This window comes from Streptomyces sp. NPDC001514 (assembly GCF_053597075.1).
In genome coordinates this window covers 80,286-98,745 of record NZ_JBSFHO010000030.1, presented here as the reverse complement: position 1 = coordinate 98,745, position 18,460 = coordinate 80,286, and the positions used below count along the sequence as shown (strand labels likewise).

The 18,460-nt window shown below is 70.9% G+C and carries 15 protein-coding genes; 9 read left to right on the top strand and 6 right to left on the bottom strand.

Translation table 11 applies throughout. From position 1 onward, the window contains the following. Window positions 1-98 precede the first annotated feature (98 nt). The 6 genes from ACWCXB_RS27265 to hemB all read left to right on the top strand — a co-directional run bounded on the left by ACWCXB_RS27265 (window position 99) and on the right by hemB (window position 7,231). On the top strand, window positions 99-374 hold the full coding sequence (locus tag ACWCXB_RS27265) for a glutaredoxin family protein (protein ID WP_450726391.1): 276 nt from the start codon (window positions 99-101) through the stop codon (window positions 372-374). Window positions 375-648: 274 nt separating this feature from the next. Continuing rightward, window positions 649-1,467, top strand: coding sequence for a redox-sensing transcriptional repressor Rex (locus ACWCXB_RS27260; protein WP_450726389.1), 819 nt, complete (start codon window positions 649-651; stop codon window positions 1,465-1,467). Then, on the top strand, window positions 1,464-3,185 hold the full coding sequence (locus ACWCXB_RS27255; RefSeq protein ID WP_450726387.1) for a glutamyl-tRNA reductase: 1,722 nt from the start codon (window positions 1,464-1,466) through the stop codon (window positions 3,183-3,185). Before ACWCXB_RS27260 ends, ACWCXB_RS27255 begins: the two co-directional genes overlap by 4 nt. After that, complete coding sequence (gene hemC, locus ACWCXB_RS27250; protein ID WP_450726385.1) at window positions 3,182-4,150, top strand: hydroxymethylbilane synthase; 969 nt, start codon at window positions 3,182-3,184, stop codon at window positions 4,148-4,150. Before ACWCXB_RS27255 ends, hemC begins: the two co-directional genes overlap by 4 nt. After that, the gene (locus tag ACWCXB_RS27245; protein WP_450726383.1) at window positions 4,147-5,814 is read left to right on the top strand and encodes a uroporphyrinogen-III synthase; all 1,668 of its coding nucleotides are present in this window, start codon (window positions 4,147-4,149) and stop codon (window positions 5,812-5,814) included. The genes hemC and ACWCXB_RS27245 overlap by 4 nt, the downstream gene beginning before the upstream one ends. 424 nt (window positions 5,815-6,238) lie before the next feature. Continuing rightward, window positions 6,239-7,231, top strand: coding sequence for a porphobilinogen synthase (gene hemB / locus ACWCXB_RS27240; RefSeq protein WP_450726381.1), 993 nt, complete (start codon window positions 6,239-6,241; stop codon window positions 7,229-7,231). A gap of 3 nt (window positions 7,232-7,234) precedes the next feature. Here hemB and ACWCXB_RS27235 read toward each other — a convergent pair whose 3' ends face one another. Together ACWCXB_RS27235 and ACWCXB_RS27230 are read right to left on the bottom strand one after the other, a co-directional pair. Next, the gene (locus ACWCXB_RS27235) at window positions 7,235-7,969 is read right to left on the bottom strand and encodes a DUF4253 domain-containing protein (protein WP_450726379.1); all 735 of its coding nucleotides are present in this window, start codon (window positions 7,967-7,969) and stop codon (window positions 7,235-7,237) included. 83 nt (window positions 7,970-8,052) lie between these two features. Next, on the bottom strand, window positions 8,053-8,769 hold the full coding sequence (locus tag ACWCXB_RS27230) for a DUF4232 domain-containing protein (RefSeq protein WP_450726378.1): 717 nt from the start codon (window positions 8,767-8,769) through the stop codon (window positions 8,053-8,055). A gap of 305 nt (window positions 8,770-9,074) precedes the next feature. Here ACWCXB_RS27230 and ACWCXB_RS27225 point away from each other — a divergent pair, with 305 nt between their 5' ends. Both ACWCXB_RS27225 and ACWCXB_RS27220 read left to right on the top strand, forming a co-directional pair. Continuing rightward, window positions 9,075-10,442 (top strand): helix-turn-helix domain-containing protein, encoded by a 1,368-nt coding sequence (locus ACWCXB_RS27225; RefSeq protein WP_450726376.1) that lies wholly within the window; start codon window positions 9,075-9,077, stop codon window positions 10,440-10,442. A 240-nt stretch (window positions 10,443-10,682) separates the two neighbouring features. Then, the gene (locus ACWCXB_RS27220) at window positions 10,683-10,955 is read left to right on the top strand and encodes a DUF1876 domain-containing protein (RefSeq protein WP_450726375.1); all 273 of its coding nucleotides are present in this window, start codon (window positions 10,683-10,685) and stop codon (window positions 10,953-10,955) included. 78 nt (window positions 10,956-11,033) lie between these two features. On the opposite strand, the gene argS is transcribed toward ACWCXB_RS27220, so the two are convergent. After that, window positions 11,034-12,803 carry an arginine--tRNA ligase gene (gene argS / locus ACWCXB_RS27215; RefSeq protein ID WP_450726373.1) on the bottom strand — a complete coding sequence of 590 codons (1,770 nt, stop codon included), beginning with the start codon at window positions 12,801-12,803 and terminating at the stop codon, window positions 11,034-11,036. A 196-nt stretch (window positions 12,804-12,999) separates the two neighbouring features. Between argS and lysS the strand changes: the two genes are divergently transcribed. Beyond that, the gene (lysS, locus tag ACWCXB_RS27210) at window positions 13,000-14,739 is read left to right on the top strand and encodes a lysine--tRNA ligase (protein ID WP_450726371.1); all 1,740 of its coding nucleotides are present in this window, start codon (window positions 13,000-13,002) and stop codon (window positions 14,737-14,739) included. Between the two features lie 347 nt (window positions 14,740-15,086). Here the strand turns inward: lysS and ACWCXB_RS27205 are convergent, their stop codons facing one another. The 3 genes from ACWCXB_RS27205 to ACWCXB_RS27195 form a co-directional block, all read right to left on the bottom strand. After that, window positions 15,087-16,382, bottom strand: coding sequence for a DUF2637 domain-containing protein (locus tag ACWCXB_RS27205; protein ID WP_450726369.1), 1,296 nt, complete (start codon window positions 16,380-16,382; stop codon window positions 15,087-15,089). A gap of 278 nt (window positions 16,383-16,660) precedes the next feature. Continuing rightward, window positions 16,661-17,383 carry a DUF3558 domain-containing protein gene (locus tag ACWCXB_RS27200; RefSeq protein ID WP_450726367.1) on the bottom strand — a complete coding sequence of 241 codons (723 nt, stop codon included), beginning with the start codon at window positions 17,381-17,383 and terminating at the stop codon, window positions 16,661-16,663. A 216-nt stretch (window positions 17,384-17,599) separates the two neighbouring features. Beyond that, complete coding sequence (locus ACWCXB_RS27195) at window positions 17,600-18,436, bottom strand: DUF3558 domain-containing protein (protein WP_450726365.1); 837 nt, start codon at window positions 18,434-18,436, stop codon at window positions 17,600-17,602. Window positions 18,437-18,460: the final 24 nt, after the last annotated feature.

The window sequence follows — 18,460 nt, the reverse complement described above, 5'->3', positions numbered from 1 at the left end:
CGGGGATGCGAAGGCGTGAACTCTGGGCGGCCGGATTGTTAAACCGGGCCAATCGGGCGCGCGGTCCGGGGCGGCCGCACGGGGCGGAGAATGGGGTCATGAGTCCTCTGCTGCGGCGCACGAAGAAGAAGGCCGGCGAACGGGTCGTGACCTTGATCGGGAAGCCCGGGTGTCATCTCTGTGACGATGCGCGGACCGTGATCGAACAGGTCTGCGCGGAGACCGGCGCCGCGTGGGAGGAGAAGGACATCACCCAGGACGAGGAGCTGCACCGGGAGTACTGGGAGCAGATTCCGGTCGTCCTGGTGGACGGTCGGCAGCACACGTTCTGGCGTGTGGACGCCGGCCGGCTCCGTCGCGAACTGGGGGGCTGACCCGAAAGGCGGTTACCATTGTGGGCGTTTTGTTGGGGTCTCGGGGGCTGGATCGTGAGGAGTGTGCAGAGTTTTGCCCCCTTCGCGTTTTCCATGGACGGAGACGGTCCACGGTTCCCGGATCCCGTGTTCGAATCGCGTGACCCCGGTCACTTTGCTCGGACAAAGCGGACACCATCTTTGTGCACGCGTTCACAAAGACATAGCCTGCATTCGACGGGGCGGTCCTGCGACGTACGGCCGCCTGCAGCCTCGCTCATCCCGCAGGAGCACCGTGGCAACTGGCCGAACTCACCGACCGGCGACTCGCAGCCGAGGAATCCCCGAGGCCACGGTCGCCCGGCTTCCGCTGTATCTGCGCGCGCTGACCGCGCTGTCGGAGCGCTCCGTGCCGACGGTCTCGTCGGAGGAGCTCGCGGCCGCGGCGGGGGTCAACTCCGCGAAGCTGCGGAAGGACTTCTCGTACCTCGGCTCGTACGGGACCCGCGGCGTCGGCTACGACGTCGAGTACCTCGTCTACCAGATCTCCCGTGAGCTCGGCCTCACCCAGGACTGGCCGGTCGTGATCGTCGGTATCGGTAACCTCGGCGCCGCGCTCGCGAACTACGGCGGGTTCGCCTCCCGTGGCTTCCGCGTCGCCGCCCTGATCGACGCCGACCCGGCGATGGCCGGGAAGCCGGTCGCCGGAATCCCTGTCCAGCACACGGATGAGCTGGAGAAGATCATCTCGGACAACGGTGTCTCCATCGGGGTCATCGCGACCCCTGCGGGTGCCGCGCAGCAGGTGTGCGACCGGCTGGTCGCCGCAGGCGTCACCTCCATCCTCAACTTCGCGCCCACCGTGCTGTCGGTGCCGGACGGCGTCGACGTACGCAAGGTCGACCTGTCGATCGAGCTGCAGATCCTCGCGTTCCATGAGCAGCGCAAGGCCGGTGAGGAGCTGGAGGCGGAGGCCGCCACGGCGTCCGCCGCGTCTGTCGTGGCGCCCGTTCCGCCGGTGGGGTCCACGACGCCCGCGTCGCATGGAGCCACCGGTTCGGCCCCGGGCCGGAAGGGACCCGACGGGGACGTCCCCGCCGTGATGCCGGCATGAGCCTCCTGGTCGTCGGACTCAGCCACCGCAGCGCCCCGGTCAGCGTGCTGGAGCGGGCCTCGCTGGCCGCGGACACGCAGGTCAAGCTGCTGCATGACACCCTCGCTGCGGAACCGGCGGTCGAGGCGTCCGTCCTCGCCACCTGCAACCGCATCGAGCTGTACGCCGACGTCGACAAGTTCCACGCCGGCGTCGCCGAGCTGTCCACCCTGCTCGCCCAGCACAGCGGCGTCGGGCTGGAGGAGCTCACCCCTTATCTGTACGTGCACTACGAGGACCGCGCCGTCCACCACCTCTTCTCGGTGGCCTGCGGTCTCGACTCGATGGTCATCGGCGAGGGGCAGATCCTCGGCCAGATCAAGGACGCGCTCGCGCTCGGCCAGGAGCTGCACACCGCGGGCCGGCTGCTGAACGACCTCTTCCAGCAGTCGCTGCGGGTGGGCAAGCGGGCCCACAGCGAGACCGGGATCGACCGGGCCGGGCAGTCGCTCGTCACGTTCGGCCTGGAGCAGCTGGCGTGCGGCGCGCCGGTGGACGAGTGGGCGGCGGGCAAGCGGGCGCTGGTCATCGGCGCCGGTTCGATGTCGTCGCTCGCGGCGGCGACGCTGGCGCGAGCCGGAGTCGCCGAGATCGTCGTCGCCAACCGGACGCAGGAGCGGGCCGAGCGGCTCGTGCAGATCCTGACCGAGCCTGGGGGTGCCCCCAGGCGAAGCTCTGGGGGAGGTACCGGAGTCGCCGCACGGGCCGTGCCCATGGACGCGGTCGCGGACGAACTGACACGAGTCGACGTCGTGGTGTCCTGCACCGGTGCGACGGGGCTCGTGCTGACGGCCGAGGCGGTCGCCGCGGCCGTGCCGGGTGCGTCGGAGGCACTCGCTGCCGCGGAGACGGCTTCCCTGGAGTCTCTCGCCGCGGAAGCGGCCGCCGAGGAGGCTGCTGGGCAGGCCGCGATCACGGCGGACGCCGAGGTCATCGCACGGCTCGCCGGCTTCGAACGCGTGGCCGAGGACCTCGCCGTCCTCGCCGATGACGAGTGCCCGGTCGGGCTCGACGACAAGGGTGCCGCACCCGCCGGCGCCGCAGCCGCTGCGGCAGGGCTGCCCGCCGACGACATGGGCCTGCACGGCGCATGGGTGGAGAACGCCGCGGCCGACCGGCGCGGTGCCCTGGAGCGGCGTACGGTCCGCGCGCAGAGCACGGGACCGGTCCGCCTCGCGCTCCTCGACCTCGCCATGCCCCGGGACATCGATGCCGCCGTGCACCGGATTCCCGGCGTCCGTCTCGTGGACATCGAGTCGCTCGCCGATGCGTCCGCCGACGCCCCGATGGCCGCCGACGTGGACCAGGTGCGCACGATCGTCGCCGACGAGGTCGCCGCCTTCGGCGCCGCGCAGCGCGCCGCGCACATCACGCCGACCGTGGTCGCCCTGCGCGCCATGGCCGCCGATGTGGTGGCAGGCGAGGTCGCGCGGCTGGAGGGCCGGCTGCCCGACCTGGACGACAAGCAGCGCGCGGAGATCGCCCAGACCGTGCGCCGTGTCGTCGACAAACTGCTGCACGCGCCCACCGTGCGGATCAAGCAGCTCGCCGCGGAGCCCGGCGGTGCCGGCTACGCGGACGCGCTGCGCACACTCTTCGACCTCGACCCGGAGACGGTCGCATCCGTCAGCCGGGCCGACCTGAACGACGCCGACGTCAAGAACCGAGGGCGAGTATGACCGAGAGGGCCGAGAAGGCTTTGAGGCTTGGGACCAGGCGCAGCAAGCTCGCCATGGCCCAGTCCGGGCATGTGGCAGAGGCGGTGACCCGGCTGACCGGGCGTCCCGTCGAGCTCGTCGAGATCACCACGTACGGCGACACGTCCCGCGAGCACCTCGCGCAGATCGGCGGCACCGGTGTGTTCGTCACCGCGCTGCGCGACGCGCTCCTCGCGGGCGAGGTGGACTTCGCGGTGCACTCGCTGAAGGACCTGCCGACCGCGCAGCCCGACGACCTGGTGCTGGCCGCGATTCCGCGCCGCGAGGACCCGCGGGACGTGCTCGTCGCGCGGGACGGGCTGACGCTCGACCAGCTGCCGCCGGGTGCCCGGGTCGGCACCGGTTCGCCGCGGCGGATGGCGCAGCTCAACGCGTACGCGCGCCTCCACGGGCTGCGGATCGAGACCGTGCCGATCCGGGGGAACATCGACACCCGGGTCGGATACGTACGCAGCGGGGAGCTGGACGCCGTGGTGCTTGCCGCGGCCGGGCTGAACCGTATCGGCAGGATCGAGGACGTGACCGACTTCCTGTCGGTCGACGCGGTGCTGCCCGCCCCCGGCCAGGGGGCCCTGGCGGTCGAGTGCCTTTCGGCGAACGCCGAACTCGCCGCCACGCTCGCCGAGCTCGACGACCCGCACACGCGGGCCGCCGTGACGGCCGAGCGGTCCCTGCTCGCCGCCCTGGAGGCCGGCTGCAGCGCACCTGTGGGTGCGCTGGCCGACCTGCTGGCCGACGGACAGGTTGTTCATGAGATGCGCCTGCGCGGTGTCGTCGGTACGACCGACGGATCCACGCTGGTGCAGCTGTCCACCACCGGTCCCGTACCCACGTCGCACGACGACGCAGTGGCGCTCGGTCGCGAACTCGCGGCCGAGATGCTTGCCAAGGGTGCGGCCGGTCTTATGGGGGAGCGAGCACTTTGAGCCCCACCACCACTGCCGCCTCTGCCTCTTCGGCGTTCTTCGCTTCCGGGCACGTCACCTTCCTCGGCGCCGGTCCCGGCGACCCGGGACTGCTGACGCTGCGCGCCGTGGAGGCGCTGTCGGGTGCGGACGTGCTGATCGCCGAGCCCGATGTCCTCGAGGTCGTTCGCGGCCATGCGAGGGCGGGCGTGAGCACGCCTGAGCTGACGGTTGTTGACGATGTGTCAACGACCGTCGGGGTCCCCGTGTTGAGGGATGCGGCCAATCTTGTCATGGAGGCTGCGCGGAGCGGCAAGCGGGTCGTCCGTGCGGTGAGCGGTGACCCCGGGCTCGACGGCAACGCCGGTCAGGAGATGCTCGCGTGCGCGGCGGAAGGCATTCCGTTCGAGGTCGTGCCGGGTGTCGCGACGGCGGTGGGTGTGCCCGCGTACGCCGGTGTGCCGCTGCGCGACGCGCAGGGGACCGATGTGCGCTTCATCGACGCGCGCACGGCCGACGACCGGTGCTGGACGGAGGTCGGGGCGTCGGACGGGACCGTGGTCGTGTCGACGTCCCTGGACGCGGTCGCGGCCGCGGCCGGTGAGCTGGTGGCGGCCGGGCGCAAGCCCGACACCCCGCTGACGGTGACCGTCGCCGGTACGACGACGCGTCAGCGGACGTGGACGGCGACCCTCGGGACCATTGCGCAGGTCTTCAAGCAGGCGAAGGTGCTGCCGTCGCCGGAGGGACACCGGCCCGTCATAGCCGTGGTCGGCGAGCGCAGTGCCCCGGCCCAGCGTGACCAGCTCGCGTGGTTCGAGTCCAAGCCGCTGTTCGGCTGGAAGGTCCTCGTACCGCGTACGAAGGAGCAGGCTGCTTCGCTCTCCGACCAGCTTCGTTCGTACGGGGCGGTGCCGCATGAGGTGCCGACGATCGCCGTCGAGCCGCCGCGGACGCCGCAGCAGATGGAGCGTGCGGTCAAGGGGCTCGTGACGGGGCGGTACGAGTGGATCGCCTTCACGTCGGTCAACGCCGTGAAGGCGGTGCGGGAGAAGTTCGAGGAGTACGGGCTCGACGCCCGCGCCTTCGCCGGGATCAAGGTCGCGGCGGTGGGCGAGCAGACCGCGAAGGCCCTGGTCGAGTTCGGCGTCAAGCCCGATCTGGTGCCGAGCGGGGAGCAGTCGGCGGCCGGGCTGCTGGAGGACTGGCCGCCGTACGACCCGGTCTTCGACCCGATCGACCGGGTGTTCCTGCCGCGGGCCGACATCGCCACGGAGACGCTGGTGGCGGGTCTGATCGAGCTCGGGTGGGAGGTCGACGACGTCACGGCGTACCGGACCGTGCGGGCGTCGCCGCCGCCGGCGGACACGCGTGAGGCGATCAAGGGCGGCGGGTTCGACGCGGTGCTGTTCACGTCGTCCTCCACGGTGCGGAACCTGGTGGGCATCGCCGGGAAGCCGCACAACGTGACGGTCATCGCGTGTATCGGCCCTGCGACCGCGAAGACCGCGGAGGAGCACGGCCTGCGCGTGGACGTGCTGTCGCCGGAGCCGTCGGTGCACAAGCTGGCGGAGGCGCTGGCGGAGTTCGGCGCGCGGCGCCGCGAGGCGGCGCTCGAGGCGGGCGACCCGGTCACCCGCCCGAGCGAGCGCAGGCCGGGCGCGCGGCGTCGTCGTACGACGTAGCCGGGGTCGCTGCCCCGGCCCCCGTTGTGGGCAGCTGGGTGTGCCTGCCCACCTGTTGTGGGCGTGGCACGCCCCAACTGTCGGGTCCAGCGACGACGGCCCTGCCCCACCCGTTGTGGGCAGTCGTTCCGCTGGGGGTCCCCCAGGACGAAGTCCTAGGGGGAGGAACGGGTGGGCACAACCCCCGGTGCCGGGTGCCGGCCCGTTCAGCGTCCGCCCCGGTGGGCCTGGGCCACGCCCGGTGGGTGGGGTCGGGTGCCCTCCGGGGTACCTCCTCGGAGTCGGTGGGCGAGCTGGGGCACCCGGCGCAAGCTGCCGACTCCTGCGGAGCACCCCTGCGGACCCCCTTCCCGGCCCGGTGGGCGGATTACACACCGGCAAGGTGTCGGCAAAAGCCCCCCGAGAGCGGGCGTAGCGTGGACGCATGACTGTGTACGGATCCTTTCCCGGGTCGCGGCCGCGGCGGCTGCGGACCACCCCCGCGATGCGGCGCATGGTCGCCGAGACGCGGCTGAATGCGGCTGATCTGATCCTCCCGGCGTTCGTACGGGAAGGCGTGAGCGAGCCCGTGCCGATCGCGGCGATGCCGGGCGTCGTGCAGCACTCGCTGGACACGCTGCGCAAGGCCGCGGTGGAGGCCCGGGAGGCCGGGGTCTCCGGGATCATGCTCTTCGGCGTGCCGGAGGACGCGAAGAAGGATGCGGCCGGGACGGCGGGCACCGATCCGGAAGGGATCCTGCAGGTCGCCATCCGGGCCGTGAAGGCCGAGGTCGGCGATGAACTCGTGATCATGTCCGATCTGTGTCTGGACGAGTACACCGATCACGGGCACTGCGGTGTGCTGGATGCGGCCGGCCGTGTGGACAACGACGCCACGCTGGAACGCTACGCCGAGATGGCCCAGGTCCAGGCAGACGCGGGCGTCCACGTCGTGGGCCCCAGCGGGATGATGGACGGTCAGGTCGGGGTCATTCGCGATGCCTTGGACACGATCGGCAAGGAGGACGTGGCCGTGCTCGCATACACGGCCAAGTACTCGTCCGCCTTCTACGGGCCTTTCCGCGAGGCCGTCGCCTCGTCCCTGACCGGTGACCGCAAGACCTACCAGCAGGACCCGGCCAATCTGCGCGAGTCCATGCGGGAGTTGGCGCTGGACCTGGAGGAGGGCGCCGACATGGTCATGGTCAAGCCCGCGGGTCCCTATCTGGATGTGCTGGCGAAGGTTGCGGCGGCTGTGGACGTGCCGGTCGCGGCGTACCAGATCAGTGGTGAGTACGCGATGGTCGAGGCCGCTGCCGAGAAGGGCTGGATCGATCGCGACAAGGCGATCCTGGAGACCCTGACGGGCATCCGGCGCGCGGGCGCGCAGATGATCCTCACGTATTGGGCGACGGAGGTCGCGCAGAAGCTGCGCTGACGTTCAGTCCCACCAGAAGGTCCAGTGCGCCTTTCCGAGGACGGCCTCGGCGGCGTACGCACGCATCGTCTCGTAGCCCTGCCAGACGTTGTCCGGGCAGAACGCATGGTGCTCGGCGGCGACCGCCAGGGCATGCGTCATCGTGCGCGGCGGGGCCGCCACGGAGACGTCCAGGCGGTCGAAGGAGAGCGCCACGACGCGTATGCCGAAGCGGTCCTCCCAGGAGCGCAGGACCGCGGAGAGCACGCCCGGGTCCGTGTGGTTGCAAGAGCCGATCCAGCCCAGGGCCGCGGGGATGTCCGCGCCGCGGCGGACGGGCACGAGGCCCGCACGGGCGCCCGGGAGCCGGTCGGCCTCGAGAAGCGCGGCGGCGACACGGGCCGCGGTGGCGTCCGGATCGTTCACGAACTCGCCCGCCGGGGCGAGGCCCGGCCACTGGGTGGTGAACGGGGCGATCGTGTCCGCGTCGTCCTCGTCGCCGTCCTCCGCCTGCACGTACTCCCAGAGGCTCTCCAGGACTTCCTCGGAGTCGTGGTCGTCCGGCTCGGCTGTCTGGTCGGCGAACAGGGCCTTCTCGTCGGTGAGCAGGACGGGGTGCATCCCGGCGGACTCGCGGGCAGGCAGGAGTCGGGCCCAGGTGTCGTGCTCGGCGGGCCCCTCCGCGTACCAGTACGAGGGTTGTGTGCGCACAGTGCCGGGCGGCAGGTCCAGGCCCAGCGCATTCGGATTGATGACCATGGACCGAATGTAGAGGCCGCCACTGACAACGGAGGCCGCCCGTCCAGAACGGGCGGCCTCCACACCGGTCTTGGCGTGGGCGATCAGTAGGTGAGCGCGTCCGACATGTCGCTCAGCCAGTACGTCACCATGGCGCTGTCGTCCTCGATGTAGGTGTCCGCGGGGAGCGCGACCTCGGCGTGTGCGCCGGTCGATCCGGAGCCGTTGCCCGCGTCGAAGGAGACGGTGAGGTGCTTCGCGGTGCGACCCTTGCTCTTGCCGGGCTCGCCGGTCAGCAAGACGGAGGCGTAGGCGGACTGGCCGGGGGCCAGGGTCACGACGGCCTGCGGCTTGCTGTCCTCGACAAACTGGGTGGGGGACTGGGCTTCGTCAAAGCGGAGGTACGGCGCGCCGAAGGCGTTGCAGGGGCGCGAGCCCGTGTTGGTGACGGCGATCAGCAGGTGGTTGATGGGGCGTGTGACCTTGCTGGCGACGACCTTGGTGTTGCTGCCGGTGCAGGTGACGGGGGAGGCGTCGCTGGCGTCGCCGCTCGTGCTGCCCTTGCTGGAGCCGTTGCTCGCGTTGCCGCCGCCGCTGGTGCCCTTGCCGTTGCCGCCGGCCGGGGCTGCGGACGCGGTACCGCCGCCCGTGCCCGAGGAAGAGGTGGCCGCAGGGCCCTCCGAGGCGGTGGCGCTCGCCTTGCCGCCGCCGGCCGGGTCCGCCGCCTTGGCCTTGTCGTCGTTCTGGCAGGCGGTCAGGGACAGGCCCGCAAGAAGCGCGGCGGTCGCGGCGATGGCGGTGCGGGTACGGATGGTGCGCATGGTGGATCGACTCCCCGTTGTTGTGGTGGTGGATTCAGTGACGGTTGATCAGCGAGATCACGACTGCGGTGCAGGCGATCAGAACGACGACCGCGAGGACATCGCTGAAGCCGAAGTTGAAGCGGGTTCGCATCGGAGCTCCCGGTTCGGGTGGTGCTGCCCACACCTTGCGGAGGCGGCGGATCGTGGGACAACCGGCCAGGGACAATGAGGGAAGCTGGAACGCCGAAACGGGATCTGACCTGGGGAAACACTCAGTGCCTGGAATGCGTTTCCGGGACGGCGGAACGAGGGGGAGGGCCGAAATGGCAGCGGGGACAGACGACTTCGCGGAGTTGCTGAGCGCGTTGAAGGTACGTTCCGGGCGCAGCTACGGGACTCTCGCCAGACAGCTCCATATGAGTACGTCCACGCTGCACCGCTACTGCAACGGCGACGCCGTACCGACCGAGTACGCCCCCGTGGAGCGGCTTGCCCGGCTGTGCGGGGCGACCCCCGACGAGCTCGTGGAACTGCACAGGCAATGGATCCTGGCCGACGAGGCCCGCAGACGCGGCCGGGCCGGCGCGGCCGAGTCGTCCGCTGAGGCGGAGCCTGGCATGGGGCCCGTCGCAGCTCCGGGACCCGGAGCGACGCCGGTGCCGGTCGTGGCCGCCGTCGTGGAGACGGATGGTGAGACGGATGGTGAGGCGGGAGAGCCCGGGCCGGAAGACGTAGTCCCCGGGCCGGTGGTCGTCGGGCCCGAGCCCGCCTCGCGCAAGCGCCGTCTGCGTATCGCGGTCGCCACGGCCGCCGTTGTCGCCCTCGCCGTCCCGGCAGCCGTCGCCGTAAGCGAGTTCGGGGGCGATGGCTCCGGTACGGACGCGGACCGGAAGGGGCAGCCCCGCGCGGGAACCGGCGCCGGCGTCTCGGACGGAGCCTCCGTGTCCCCGTCCGCTTCCGTGTCTGCCTCCGCCTCACCGAGCGGCAGCGCCTCGCCCGACGGGAAGGGGACAAGCGCCTCCCCGTCGGACCCGGCCGCCAAGGGACGGTCGACGTCGCCCGACGAGAAGAGCGGTGGTGCGGCGCCCAGCGTGGGGATCAGCTCGTACAACTGGGAGGCGCCGTGCGGTGAGCAGTACCTGCTGGACCAGCAGCCGGGCCAGGTCCCGCCGCCGCCCGCTCCTCAGGACACCCGGGGCTGGGCACGTGCTCTGGGCGGTGTCAGCGGCGGCGACATGCAGCTCCAGCTGACCGTGACGGGCAACACGGAAGAGGCGGTGGTCATCACCGCCTTGAACGTACGCGTGGTGGGGCGAAAGGTCCCCCTGCCCTGGCAGGCCTACTCCATGGGCGACGGCTGCGGCAGCGGCGTCACCCCGCAGACCTTCGACATCGACCTGGACAACGCCCGGCCGCTGGCCAAGCCCGTGGCCGGGCAGGACGGCGACACCGTCGTACCGGCCAAGGACTTCCCGTACAAGGTCTCCACCCGCGACCCGCAGGTCCTGAACCTCGATGTCCACACCGAAGGACACGAGGTCACGTGGTACCTGGAGGTGGCATGGAGCAGCGGCGACCGGCAGGGGACGGTACGGGTCGACGACGGCGGAAAGCCCTTCCGTACGAGCGCCTTCGACGAGCGTCGGCTCCACCACTACTGGCCGGACAAGGGCGAGTGGGTCGCCCAGTGACCGTCAGCGCGACTGCGTGGCGGCGAACGCCGCGAAGGACGACCAGGTGGTGGGCGCGAGGGGGCGGTCCGTGCCCCGGCCTCGCGAGCCGGAGGGGGAGTCGGGGCGTTGGGGAGCGGGCGCCCGGGAAGATCGTGTGGTGCGAGTTCGGACTCGCTCAGTGGTGAGTGAGGTGGTGATCTGCGGCGGCGCGGCGCACCCTGAAGGTGGTACCGGTGGTACCGGTGGAGGTGATCCGTCATGCAGACACTCGCCGGATGGCACGTGGACATGGAATTCGCCGAGGAGGGCCAGAAGACCAAGGCGGCCGCGATGGTCCGCCTCGCCGACGGTACGGAAGTCCGGGGGCACGGGAACGCCAGCCGTCACCCGTCCGATCCGGAGCAGCTTCGGGTCGGCGAGGAGATCGCGGGAGCGCGGGCGCTGATGGACATGGCGCAGCAGATGCTGAAGAAGGCCCACGACGAGATCGAGGAGACCACGGGAAGGCCGGCGCACCCGCTGACGCGGTGAGGGTGCGCTCGAAGAGGTGACGAACGCGGACGGCCCCGGTGCCCCTGGGCGCCGGGGCCGTCCGCGTACCCGTCGGGGTCAGAGGCGCGCGGGGGTGCGGATGCCGAGCAGGGCCATGCCCTGGTGGAGCGTGCGGGCGGTGAGGTCGACGAGGAAGAGGCGGTTCTCGAAGACCTCCGTCGTGTTGTCCGCGCTGATCACCTGGCACTGGTCGTAGAACGTGGTCAGGTGCGAGGCCAGCTGGTACAGGTACGCAGCCAGCTTGTGCGGCTCGTACGACGCGGCTACCTCGGCCAGCGTCTCGCCGAACTGGTCCAGGTGCAGGCCGAGGGCCCGCTCGGCCGGGGCCAGCGGAAGCTCCGGGTGGGCGGCCGGCTTGGCGTCGCCCGCCTTGCGGAGGATCGACTGGATACGGGCGTACGCGTACTGGAGGTACACGGACGTGTCGCCGTTGAGGGACACCATCTGGTCCAGGTCGAACTTGTAGTCCCGGACGGCGGACGTGGACAGGTCCGCGTACTTCACCGCGCCGATGCCGACGTACTGACCGTTCTCGACGATCTCCTGCTCGGTCAGGCCGACCTTCTCGGCCTTTTCGCGCACGACCGTCGTCGCCCGCTCGATCGCCTCGTCCAGCAGGTCCACCAGCCGCACCGTCTCGCCCTCACGGGTCTTGAACGGCTTGCCGTCCTTGCCGAGGACCGTGCCGAAGGCCAGCTGGACGGCCTTCACGTCGTCGTTCAGCCAGCCGATGCGGCGCGCGGTCTCGAAGACCATCTTGAAGTGGAGGGACTGGCGGGCGTCCACGACGTACAGCAGCGTGGTCGCGCCGAGGTTCTGGACGCGGTCGCGGATAGCGGAGAGGTCCGTCGCCGCGTAGCCGTAGCCGCCGTCGGACTTCTGGACGATCAGCGGGACCGGGTTGCCGTCGGGGCCCTTCACGTCCTCGAAGAAGACGCACAGCGCGCCGTTCGACCGGACCGCGACGCCCGACTCCTCGAGCAGGCGGCAGGTCTCGGCCAGCATGGCGTTGTACCCGGACTCGCCGACGACGTCCGCGTCGCTGATCTCCATGTCGAGCTTGTTGAAGACCGAGTAGAAGTAGATCTTCGACTCGTCGACGAAACGCTGCCACAGGGCCAGCGTCTCCTTGTCGCCCGCCTGGAGGTCGACCACCCGGCGGCGTGCCCGGTCCTTGAACTCCTCGTCGGAGTCGAAGAGAGCGCGCGAGGCCTTGTAGAGCCGGTTCAGATTGGACATCGCCTCTTCGCCGGAGACGGTGGCGTCGTCCTTGTGGTCCAGCTCGTGCGGGTGCTCGATCAGGTACTGGATGAGCATGCCGAACTGAGTGCCCCAGTCGCCGATGTGGTGGCGCCGGATCACCTTCTCGCCGGTGAACTCGAGGATCTCGACCATCGCGGCGCCGATCACGGCGGAGCGCAGATGGCCGACGTGCATCTCCTTCGCCACGTTCGGCTGGGCGTAGTCGATCACGGTCGTGCCGGCCTCGGAGGCGTACGGAACGCCCAGGCGGTCGTCCGCGGCGCGGGCGGCGAGGGTCCTCACGATCGCCTCGTCGGTGATCGTGATGTTCAGGAACCCGGGGCCGGAGACCTCGATCTCCTTCAGGACGTCGTTGGCCGGGATCGCCTCGACGACCTTGGCCGCCAGCTCGCGCGGGTTTCCCTTGAGCTGCTTGGCGAGCGCCAGGATGCCGTTGGCCTGGAAGTCGGCCCGGTCGCTACGTCGCAGCAGCGGGTCGGCGGAGCCGGCCTCCGGCAGGGCTGCCGAGAGGGCGTCCGCGAGGCGCTGCTGCACGGTCGAAGCGAGGGAAGGGACCGAGGCCATGAGCTTCCGTTCCTGTCAGTGGGTGTCCGGTGCTAATTCGGTAGTCAAGTGTCCCATGGGGGAGCAACCTGTTTCTCCCACAGGACGGGGGGCTGTGGACAACCGAGATGCGGGGGCTGTGGACAACCACCGAGCCCGCTGTTCCGTCTGGGAGAATGGCTAACGCCAGCTTCGACAGACTCAAGTACTCAAGGACGTGCCGATCGTGGCTCAGAGCAGCACCGAGACCGACTGGGTCTCCCGTTTCGCGGACGATGTCATCGCCGAGTCGGAACGGCGTGCACCCGGGAAACCGGTCGTGGTTGCCTCTGGCCTGTCCCCGTCCGGGCCCATCCACCTGGGCAACCTGCGCGAGGTCATGACCCCGCACCTGGTCGCGGACGAGATCCGCCGGCGGGGGTACGAGGTCCGCCATCTGATCTCCTGGGACGACTACGACCGCTACCGCAAGGTGCCGGCCGGTGTCCCCGGTGTCGACGACTCCTGGGCCGAGCACATCGGCAAGCCGCTGACCTCGGTCCCGGCGCCCGCGGGCTCGGCGTACGCGAACTGGGCGGAGCACTTCAAGGCCGCCATGGTCGAGTCGCTCGCCGAGCTCGGTATCGAGTACGACCCGATCAGCCAGACCGAGCAGTACATGGCGGGGGTGTACCGCGAGCAGATCCTGCACGCGATGAAGCACCGCGGCGAGATCGACGGAATCCTCGACCAGTACCGGACGAAGGCCAAGGCCCAGGCGAAGAAGCAGCAGCAGAAGCCGGTGGACGAGGCCGAGCTGGAGGCCGAGGAGGGCTCCGGCGCGGCGAGCGAGGACGACGGCAGCGGCGGCTCGGCGGGCTACTTTCCGTACAAGCCGTACTGCGGCAACTGCGAGAAGGACCTGACGACGGTCACCGAGTACCTCGACGCGACGACCGAGCTGACGTACTCCTGCACGGCGTGCGGCTTCTCCGAGACGGTCCGGCTGAGCGAGTTCAACCGCGGCAAGCTGGTCTGGAAGGTCGACTGGCCGATGCGCTGGGCGTACGAGGGCGTGATCTTCGAGCCCAGCGGTGTCGACCACTCGTCGCCCGGATCGTCGTTCGTCGTCGGCGGACAGATCGTCCGCGAGGTCTTCGACGGCGTGCAGCCGATCGGCCCGATGTACGCGTTCGTGGGCATCTCCGGCATGGCGAAGATGTCGTCGTCCCGTGGTGGCGTGCCCACGCCGGCGGACGCGCTGAAGATCATGGAGGCGCCGCTGCTGCGCTGGCTGTACGCGCGCCGCAAGCCCAACCAGTCCTTCAAGATCGCCTTCGACCAGGAGATCCAGCGGCTCTACGACGAGTGGGACAAGCTCGAGTCCAAGGTCCAGGACGGGTCCGTGCTGCCGGCCGACGCTGCCGCGTACTCCCGCGCGGTGCGCACCGCCGCCGGTGAGCTGCCGCGCACGCCGCGCCCGCTGCCGTACCGGACGCTCGCCTCGGTCGTCGACATCACGGCCGGTCACGACGAGCAGACCCTGCGGATCCTCAGCGAGCTCGACCCGGCGAACCCGCTGGCGTCGCTCGACGAGGCCCGGCCGCGCCTCGACCGCGCCGAGAACTGGATCACCACCCAGGTCCCGGCCGACGCCCGCACGGTCGTCCGCTCCGAGCCCGACACCGAGCTGCTCGGCTCGCTCGACGACGAGGGGCGGGAGTCGCTGCGGCTGCTCCTGGACGGGCTGGACTCGCACTGGTCGCTGGACGGGCTCACGACGCTCGTCTACGGCGTCCCGAAGGTCATGGCGGGCCTGGAGCCGGACGCCAAGCCGACGCCGGAGCTGAAGGTCGCCCAGCGTTCGTTCTTCGCGCTGCTGTACCGCCTGCTGGTGAGCCGCGAGACGGGGCCGCGACTGCCGACGCTGCTGCTGGCGGTCGGGGCGGAGCGGGTGCGGAAGCTGCTCGGGGCCTGACCGGTCGAGGCCTCAACCGGTCAAGGCCTGACCGGTTGAGGCCTGAGCCGTCGGCTGTGCTTGTCGGAGGGCTCTCATCCCTTGTGGGTGAGGGCCCTCCGGCGTTAGTGGATGGTCCGGGTCACCGGCGCAGGCGAGCGGTGGGGCGCCGCCTAGGTCCTGTCCGGTCGATCCGGCCGGATCAGTGAGCGGGGTCTGGTGCCGTGCATCGCAAGGCGGAGGAGGAAATCGACGCGGTGGGGGCACCTCCCGTGCCCGAAGGGCTACGGGGGAGTCGGTGACCGACGACAACGCAGCGAGGTGCGGTGCCAGGGCACGCGAGCCCGGCAAGATCGGCCGGACAGGACCTAAGCGATGTGCTCCGCCTCCATCTCGGCCTGGAAGCGGTTCTGGAACTCCGGCATCAGACGCCGCAGCAGGCTGGCGCTGCGCGGGTGGTGGATGCCGTGGACGTCGGCGAGGGTTATGTCGAGCTGGTCGTTGCTCGGATGGACACCGTGGCGGTGCGTGTACTCCTTGAAGACGGGGTACGCCAGCTCGGCGAACTCCGCGTCCTCGATGGGCTCCGCCTCCAGCTGCGGTTCGGGCGCCGGAGCCTGCTCGTACACCGGCTGCTGCTCGGTGCGCGGGCCCGGGATGGCACCGGGGACGGGGCCGGCGCCGACGGGCAGCGCGTCCGGGCCGGCCGGCACCGCGACCGGGGTCGGCTCCAGGCCCTCGACATACGTCGGGTTGTACGCGTTCTCGTACGCCTCCTGCGGGACGTGCGGGGCCGCGAACCACGGGCTCTCGTGGGTGCCCGGACCGACAACACCGCCCTGCGGCAGTTGCTGCTGCTCCTCGGGGTGGGCCTGCGGATACTCCTGGGGCCATTCCCGCTGAGCCGGAGCCGGAGCCGGAGCCGGTGCCGCGCGCAGCTCGGCGGCAGGGGCAGGATTCGGCGGCAGCAGCGCCGGCTCGATCCCGGCCGCTGCGAGTCCGGCGGGCGCCGTCTCCGCCAGCGGAACGCCGTACTTCGCGAGCCGCAGCGGCATCAGTGACTCGACCGGAGCCTTGCGCCGCCAGGCGCGCCCGAAGCGGGCCTGGAGGCGGGCCTGGTAGATCAGCCGGTCCTGCTCGAGCTTGATGACCTGCTCGTACGAGCGCAGCTCCCACAGCTTCATCCGCCGCCACAGCCGGAACGTGGGCACGGGCGACAGCAGCCAGCGGGTGAGCCGCACGCCCTCCATGTGCTTGTCCGCCGTGATGTCCGCGATCCGGCCCACCGCGTGCCGGGCGGCCTCGACGGCGACCACGAAGAGCACCGGGATGACGGCGTGCATACCGACGCCGAGCGGGTCGGGCCAGGCGGCCGCACCGTTGAACGCGATCGTCGCCATCGTCAGCATCCACGCCGTCTGGCGCAGCAGCGGGAAGGGGATACGGATCCAGGTCAGCAGCAGGTCGAGGGCGAGCAGCACACAGATGCCCGCGTCGATGCCGATGGGGAAGACCAGGGAGAAGTCGCCGAAGCCCTTCTTCTCGGCGAGCTCGCGTACGGCGGCGTAGGACCCGGCGAAACCGATGGCGGCGATGACCACCGCTCCGGCCACGACGACCCCGATGAGTATGCGGTGCGTGCGTGTCAGCTGCATCGCGGCCACCCGCGATCCCCTCCCGATATCGAATTTCGGATCGAATTCCGGCGCCGCCGCATCCGACTCGGCGCGGGCCAAGCCTGGCACACGTTTGCGGAGCCCGGGCCTCCGGGGAGGCGGCCCGGGCTCACGGCCCTCTGTTCAACACCCGTTGTCGGGCTTGTCGGTGGGGTGTGCGGGGGCGGGGCCCACGCCCACGGCCCATGGTCCGCGGCCCGCAGTACACGGCCGCAGCACACGGCCGCAGCGCATCGCCGCAGCTCACGGCCCACCTGCGGGGCCGCCTACTTGTTGGCCGCCGCGACCGAGGCAGCAGCTTCCTTCGCCGCCTTCACCGCGTCCTTCATCATCTCCGCCGCATCCGGGGTCTTGGCCCCGGCGTAGCCCGCGCCGTTGTATCCGAGCGTGACCACGACGTTGCCCGTACGGGCCACGATCGTCGCGTACTTGAACGTCTCGTCCGTCTTGTTCAGGTCGTAGCTGATGGCCGTCGCCTCGTCGCCGATGCCCGTCGTGGGCGACGTCTTGACGTTCTTGGCGCCTTCCGTGCCCCCGGCCTTGGCGATCTCCTTCGCGTACGCGTCCGTGGCGCGCTTCTCGCCGGTGCCCAGGCCGGGGTCGGACTCGTACCGCAGGAAGGCGACGTCGAGCCAGCGGTAGTTCGAGCCCTTGATGCCCTTGTCCTCGAGGCCGTTCCAGGAGCAGCCGCCGCGGGCGGTGATGTCGCTGGAGGTTCCTGCCGTACCGGCCTTGTTCTTCGCCTTCGGCACCAGCTCGGTGATCGTCTTCGAGGTGATCGACTTGCAGGGCTCGGGCAGCTTGGCGAACTTCGCCGGAGCGACGGTCGCCTCGGACTGCTTCGCGCCGGGGGATGTCGCGGAGGAGGAGCCCGAACCGGAGGACTTGTCCTCGCCGCCGGAGTCCGACGAGCAGCCGGCGACGACGAGCATCACCGGGACGGCGGCGCAGGCGAGTATGCGGGTGAGTCGCGGGGCTGATCGGTGCATGGTTCCTTCACTCGGTGTGTCGTACGGTCCGCCGGTGTGCGGGACGGTCGGCCGGTCGGCACGCGCACGGCGGTCGGCCGCTCGGGACGGAGCCTTCCGGTCGGCCACGATAAGCCGACACGTTACGACGCCGGGGGCATCCAGGGGGATCGGAGCGGGAACCCGGCGGCACGGGGAGGCGGCCGACGTGGCCCGTGCCGGGGGGCGGACGGCGCGCTAGTCGTTGAAGCGTTCGGCCAGGTTCCGGGCCAGGGCCTGCGCCTTTTCCTGCAGTTCCTTGCTGTCGGGCACCTCTGTCGTGCCGGCGGGCTGCTCGCTGTACTCGACGGTCACGATCACGTTCGATGTGCGGAACACCACGCTCACGGTCCGGTGCTGCGCGGCGGAGCCGGCCCGGGTGAGGGCGTCGTCGAGGAAGGCCGCGTCGCCGAGTCCGTCGAGCTCGCGGGGCTCGAGGCCCTCGGCGGTGGCGGGCGTGCCGGAGGGGCTGCCTGCCGCGGTGCCTGCGGTGCCTGAGGTGCCCGCGGGGGCTGTGGCGGTGCCGTTCGTCGGTGTCGGCGTGCCGCCCGCGGGCTGCGTCTCCCGCCCCTTCTCGTCGCGCGGGTCCGCGGGGGCCGGAAGCTGCGCCGCGTCCTTCTTGCCGGCGTAGACCTCCTGCGCCCGGTCGTCGTCGCTGACGTCCGGGTCGTACGAGACGACGCGCTCGACGTCGATACGGAGGTGGTGCGAGGCGTCCGGTGCGTCGGCCTTCCAGCTGCAGCCGACACGGCGATCCGTGTCGTAGGTGACGGCCGCCGTGCCCCGGTACACCTTCTCCTGCTGCTCCTCGGGCAGCTCGGCCGCGACCGGGAGCAGGTCCTTGAGGGCGGCGCGCTGGACCGCGCCGCAGGGCTCGTAGAGCGTGCGGTACTTGCCCGGGGCGGCGACGGAACCCGGGGCGTCGCCCGGCTGGGTATCCGGGGCGGAGCCGTCGTCACCGGAGCCGGCGGTGCAGCCGGCGACGAGCGCGACGAGGAGCGCCGCCAGGGCGGGTACGTACGCCTTTCGCTGCACGGTGCCGAGCTCCTTCTGTCGCGC

Excerpts from the sequence above, each read along its gene's own strand:
- ACWCXB_RS27265 (WP_450726391.1), top strand. The coding sequence starts at position 99 with ATGAGTCCTCTGCTGCGGCGCACGAAGAAGAAGGCCGGCGAACGGGTC.
- ACWCXB_RS27255 (WP_450726387.1), top strand. The coding sequence starts at position 1,464 with ATGAGCCTCCTGGTCGTCGGACTCAGCCACCGCAGCGCCCCGGTCAGC.
- hemC (WP_450726385.1), top strand. The coding sequence starts at position 3,182 with ATGACCGAGAGGGCCGAGAAGGCTTTGAGGCTTGGGACCAGGCGCAGC.
- hemB (WP_450726381.1), top strand. The coding sequence starts at position 6,239 with ATGACTGTGTACGGATCCTTTCCCGGGTCGCGGCCGCGGCGGCTGCGG.
- ACWCXB_RS27235 (WP_450726379.1), bottom strand. The coding sequence starts at position 7,969 with ATGGTCATCAATCCGAATGCGCTGGGCCTGGACCTGCCGCCCGGCACT.
- ACWCXB_RS27230 (WP_450726378.1), bottom strand. The coding sequence starts at position 8,769 with ATGCGCACCATCCGTACCCGCACCGCCATCGCCGCGACCGCCGCGCTT.
- ACWCXB_RS27225 (WP_450726376.1), top strand. The coding sequence starts at position 9,075 with ATGGCAGCGGGGACAGACGACTTCGCGGAGTTGCTGAGCGCGTTGAAG.
- ACWCXB_RS27220 (WP_450726375.1), top strand. The coding sequence starts at position 10,683 with ATGCAGACACTCGCCGGATGGCACGTGGACATGGAATTCGCCGAGGAG.
- argS (WP_450726373.1), bottom strand. The coding sequence starts at position 12,803 with ATGGCCTCGGTCCCTTCCCTCGCTTCGACCGTGCAGCAGCGCCTCGCG.
- ACWCXB_RS27200 (WP_450726367.1), bottom strand. The coding sequence starts at position 17,383 with ATGCACCGATCAGCCCCGCGACTCACCCGCATACTCGCCTGCGCCGCC.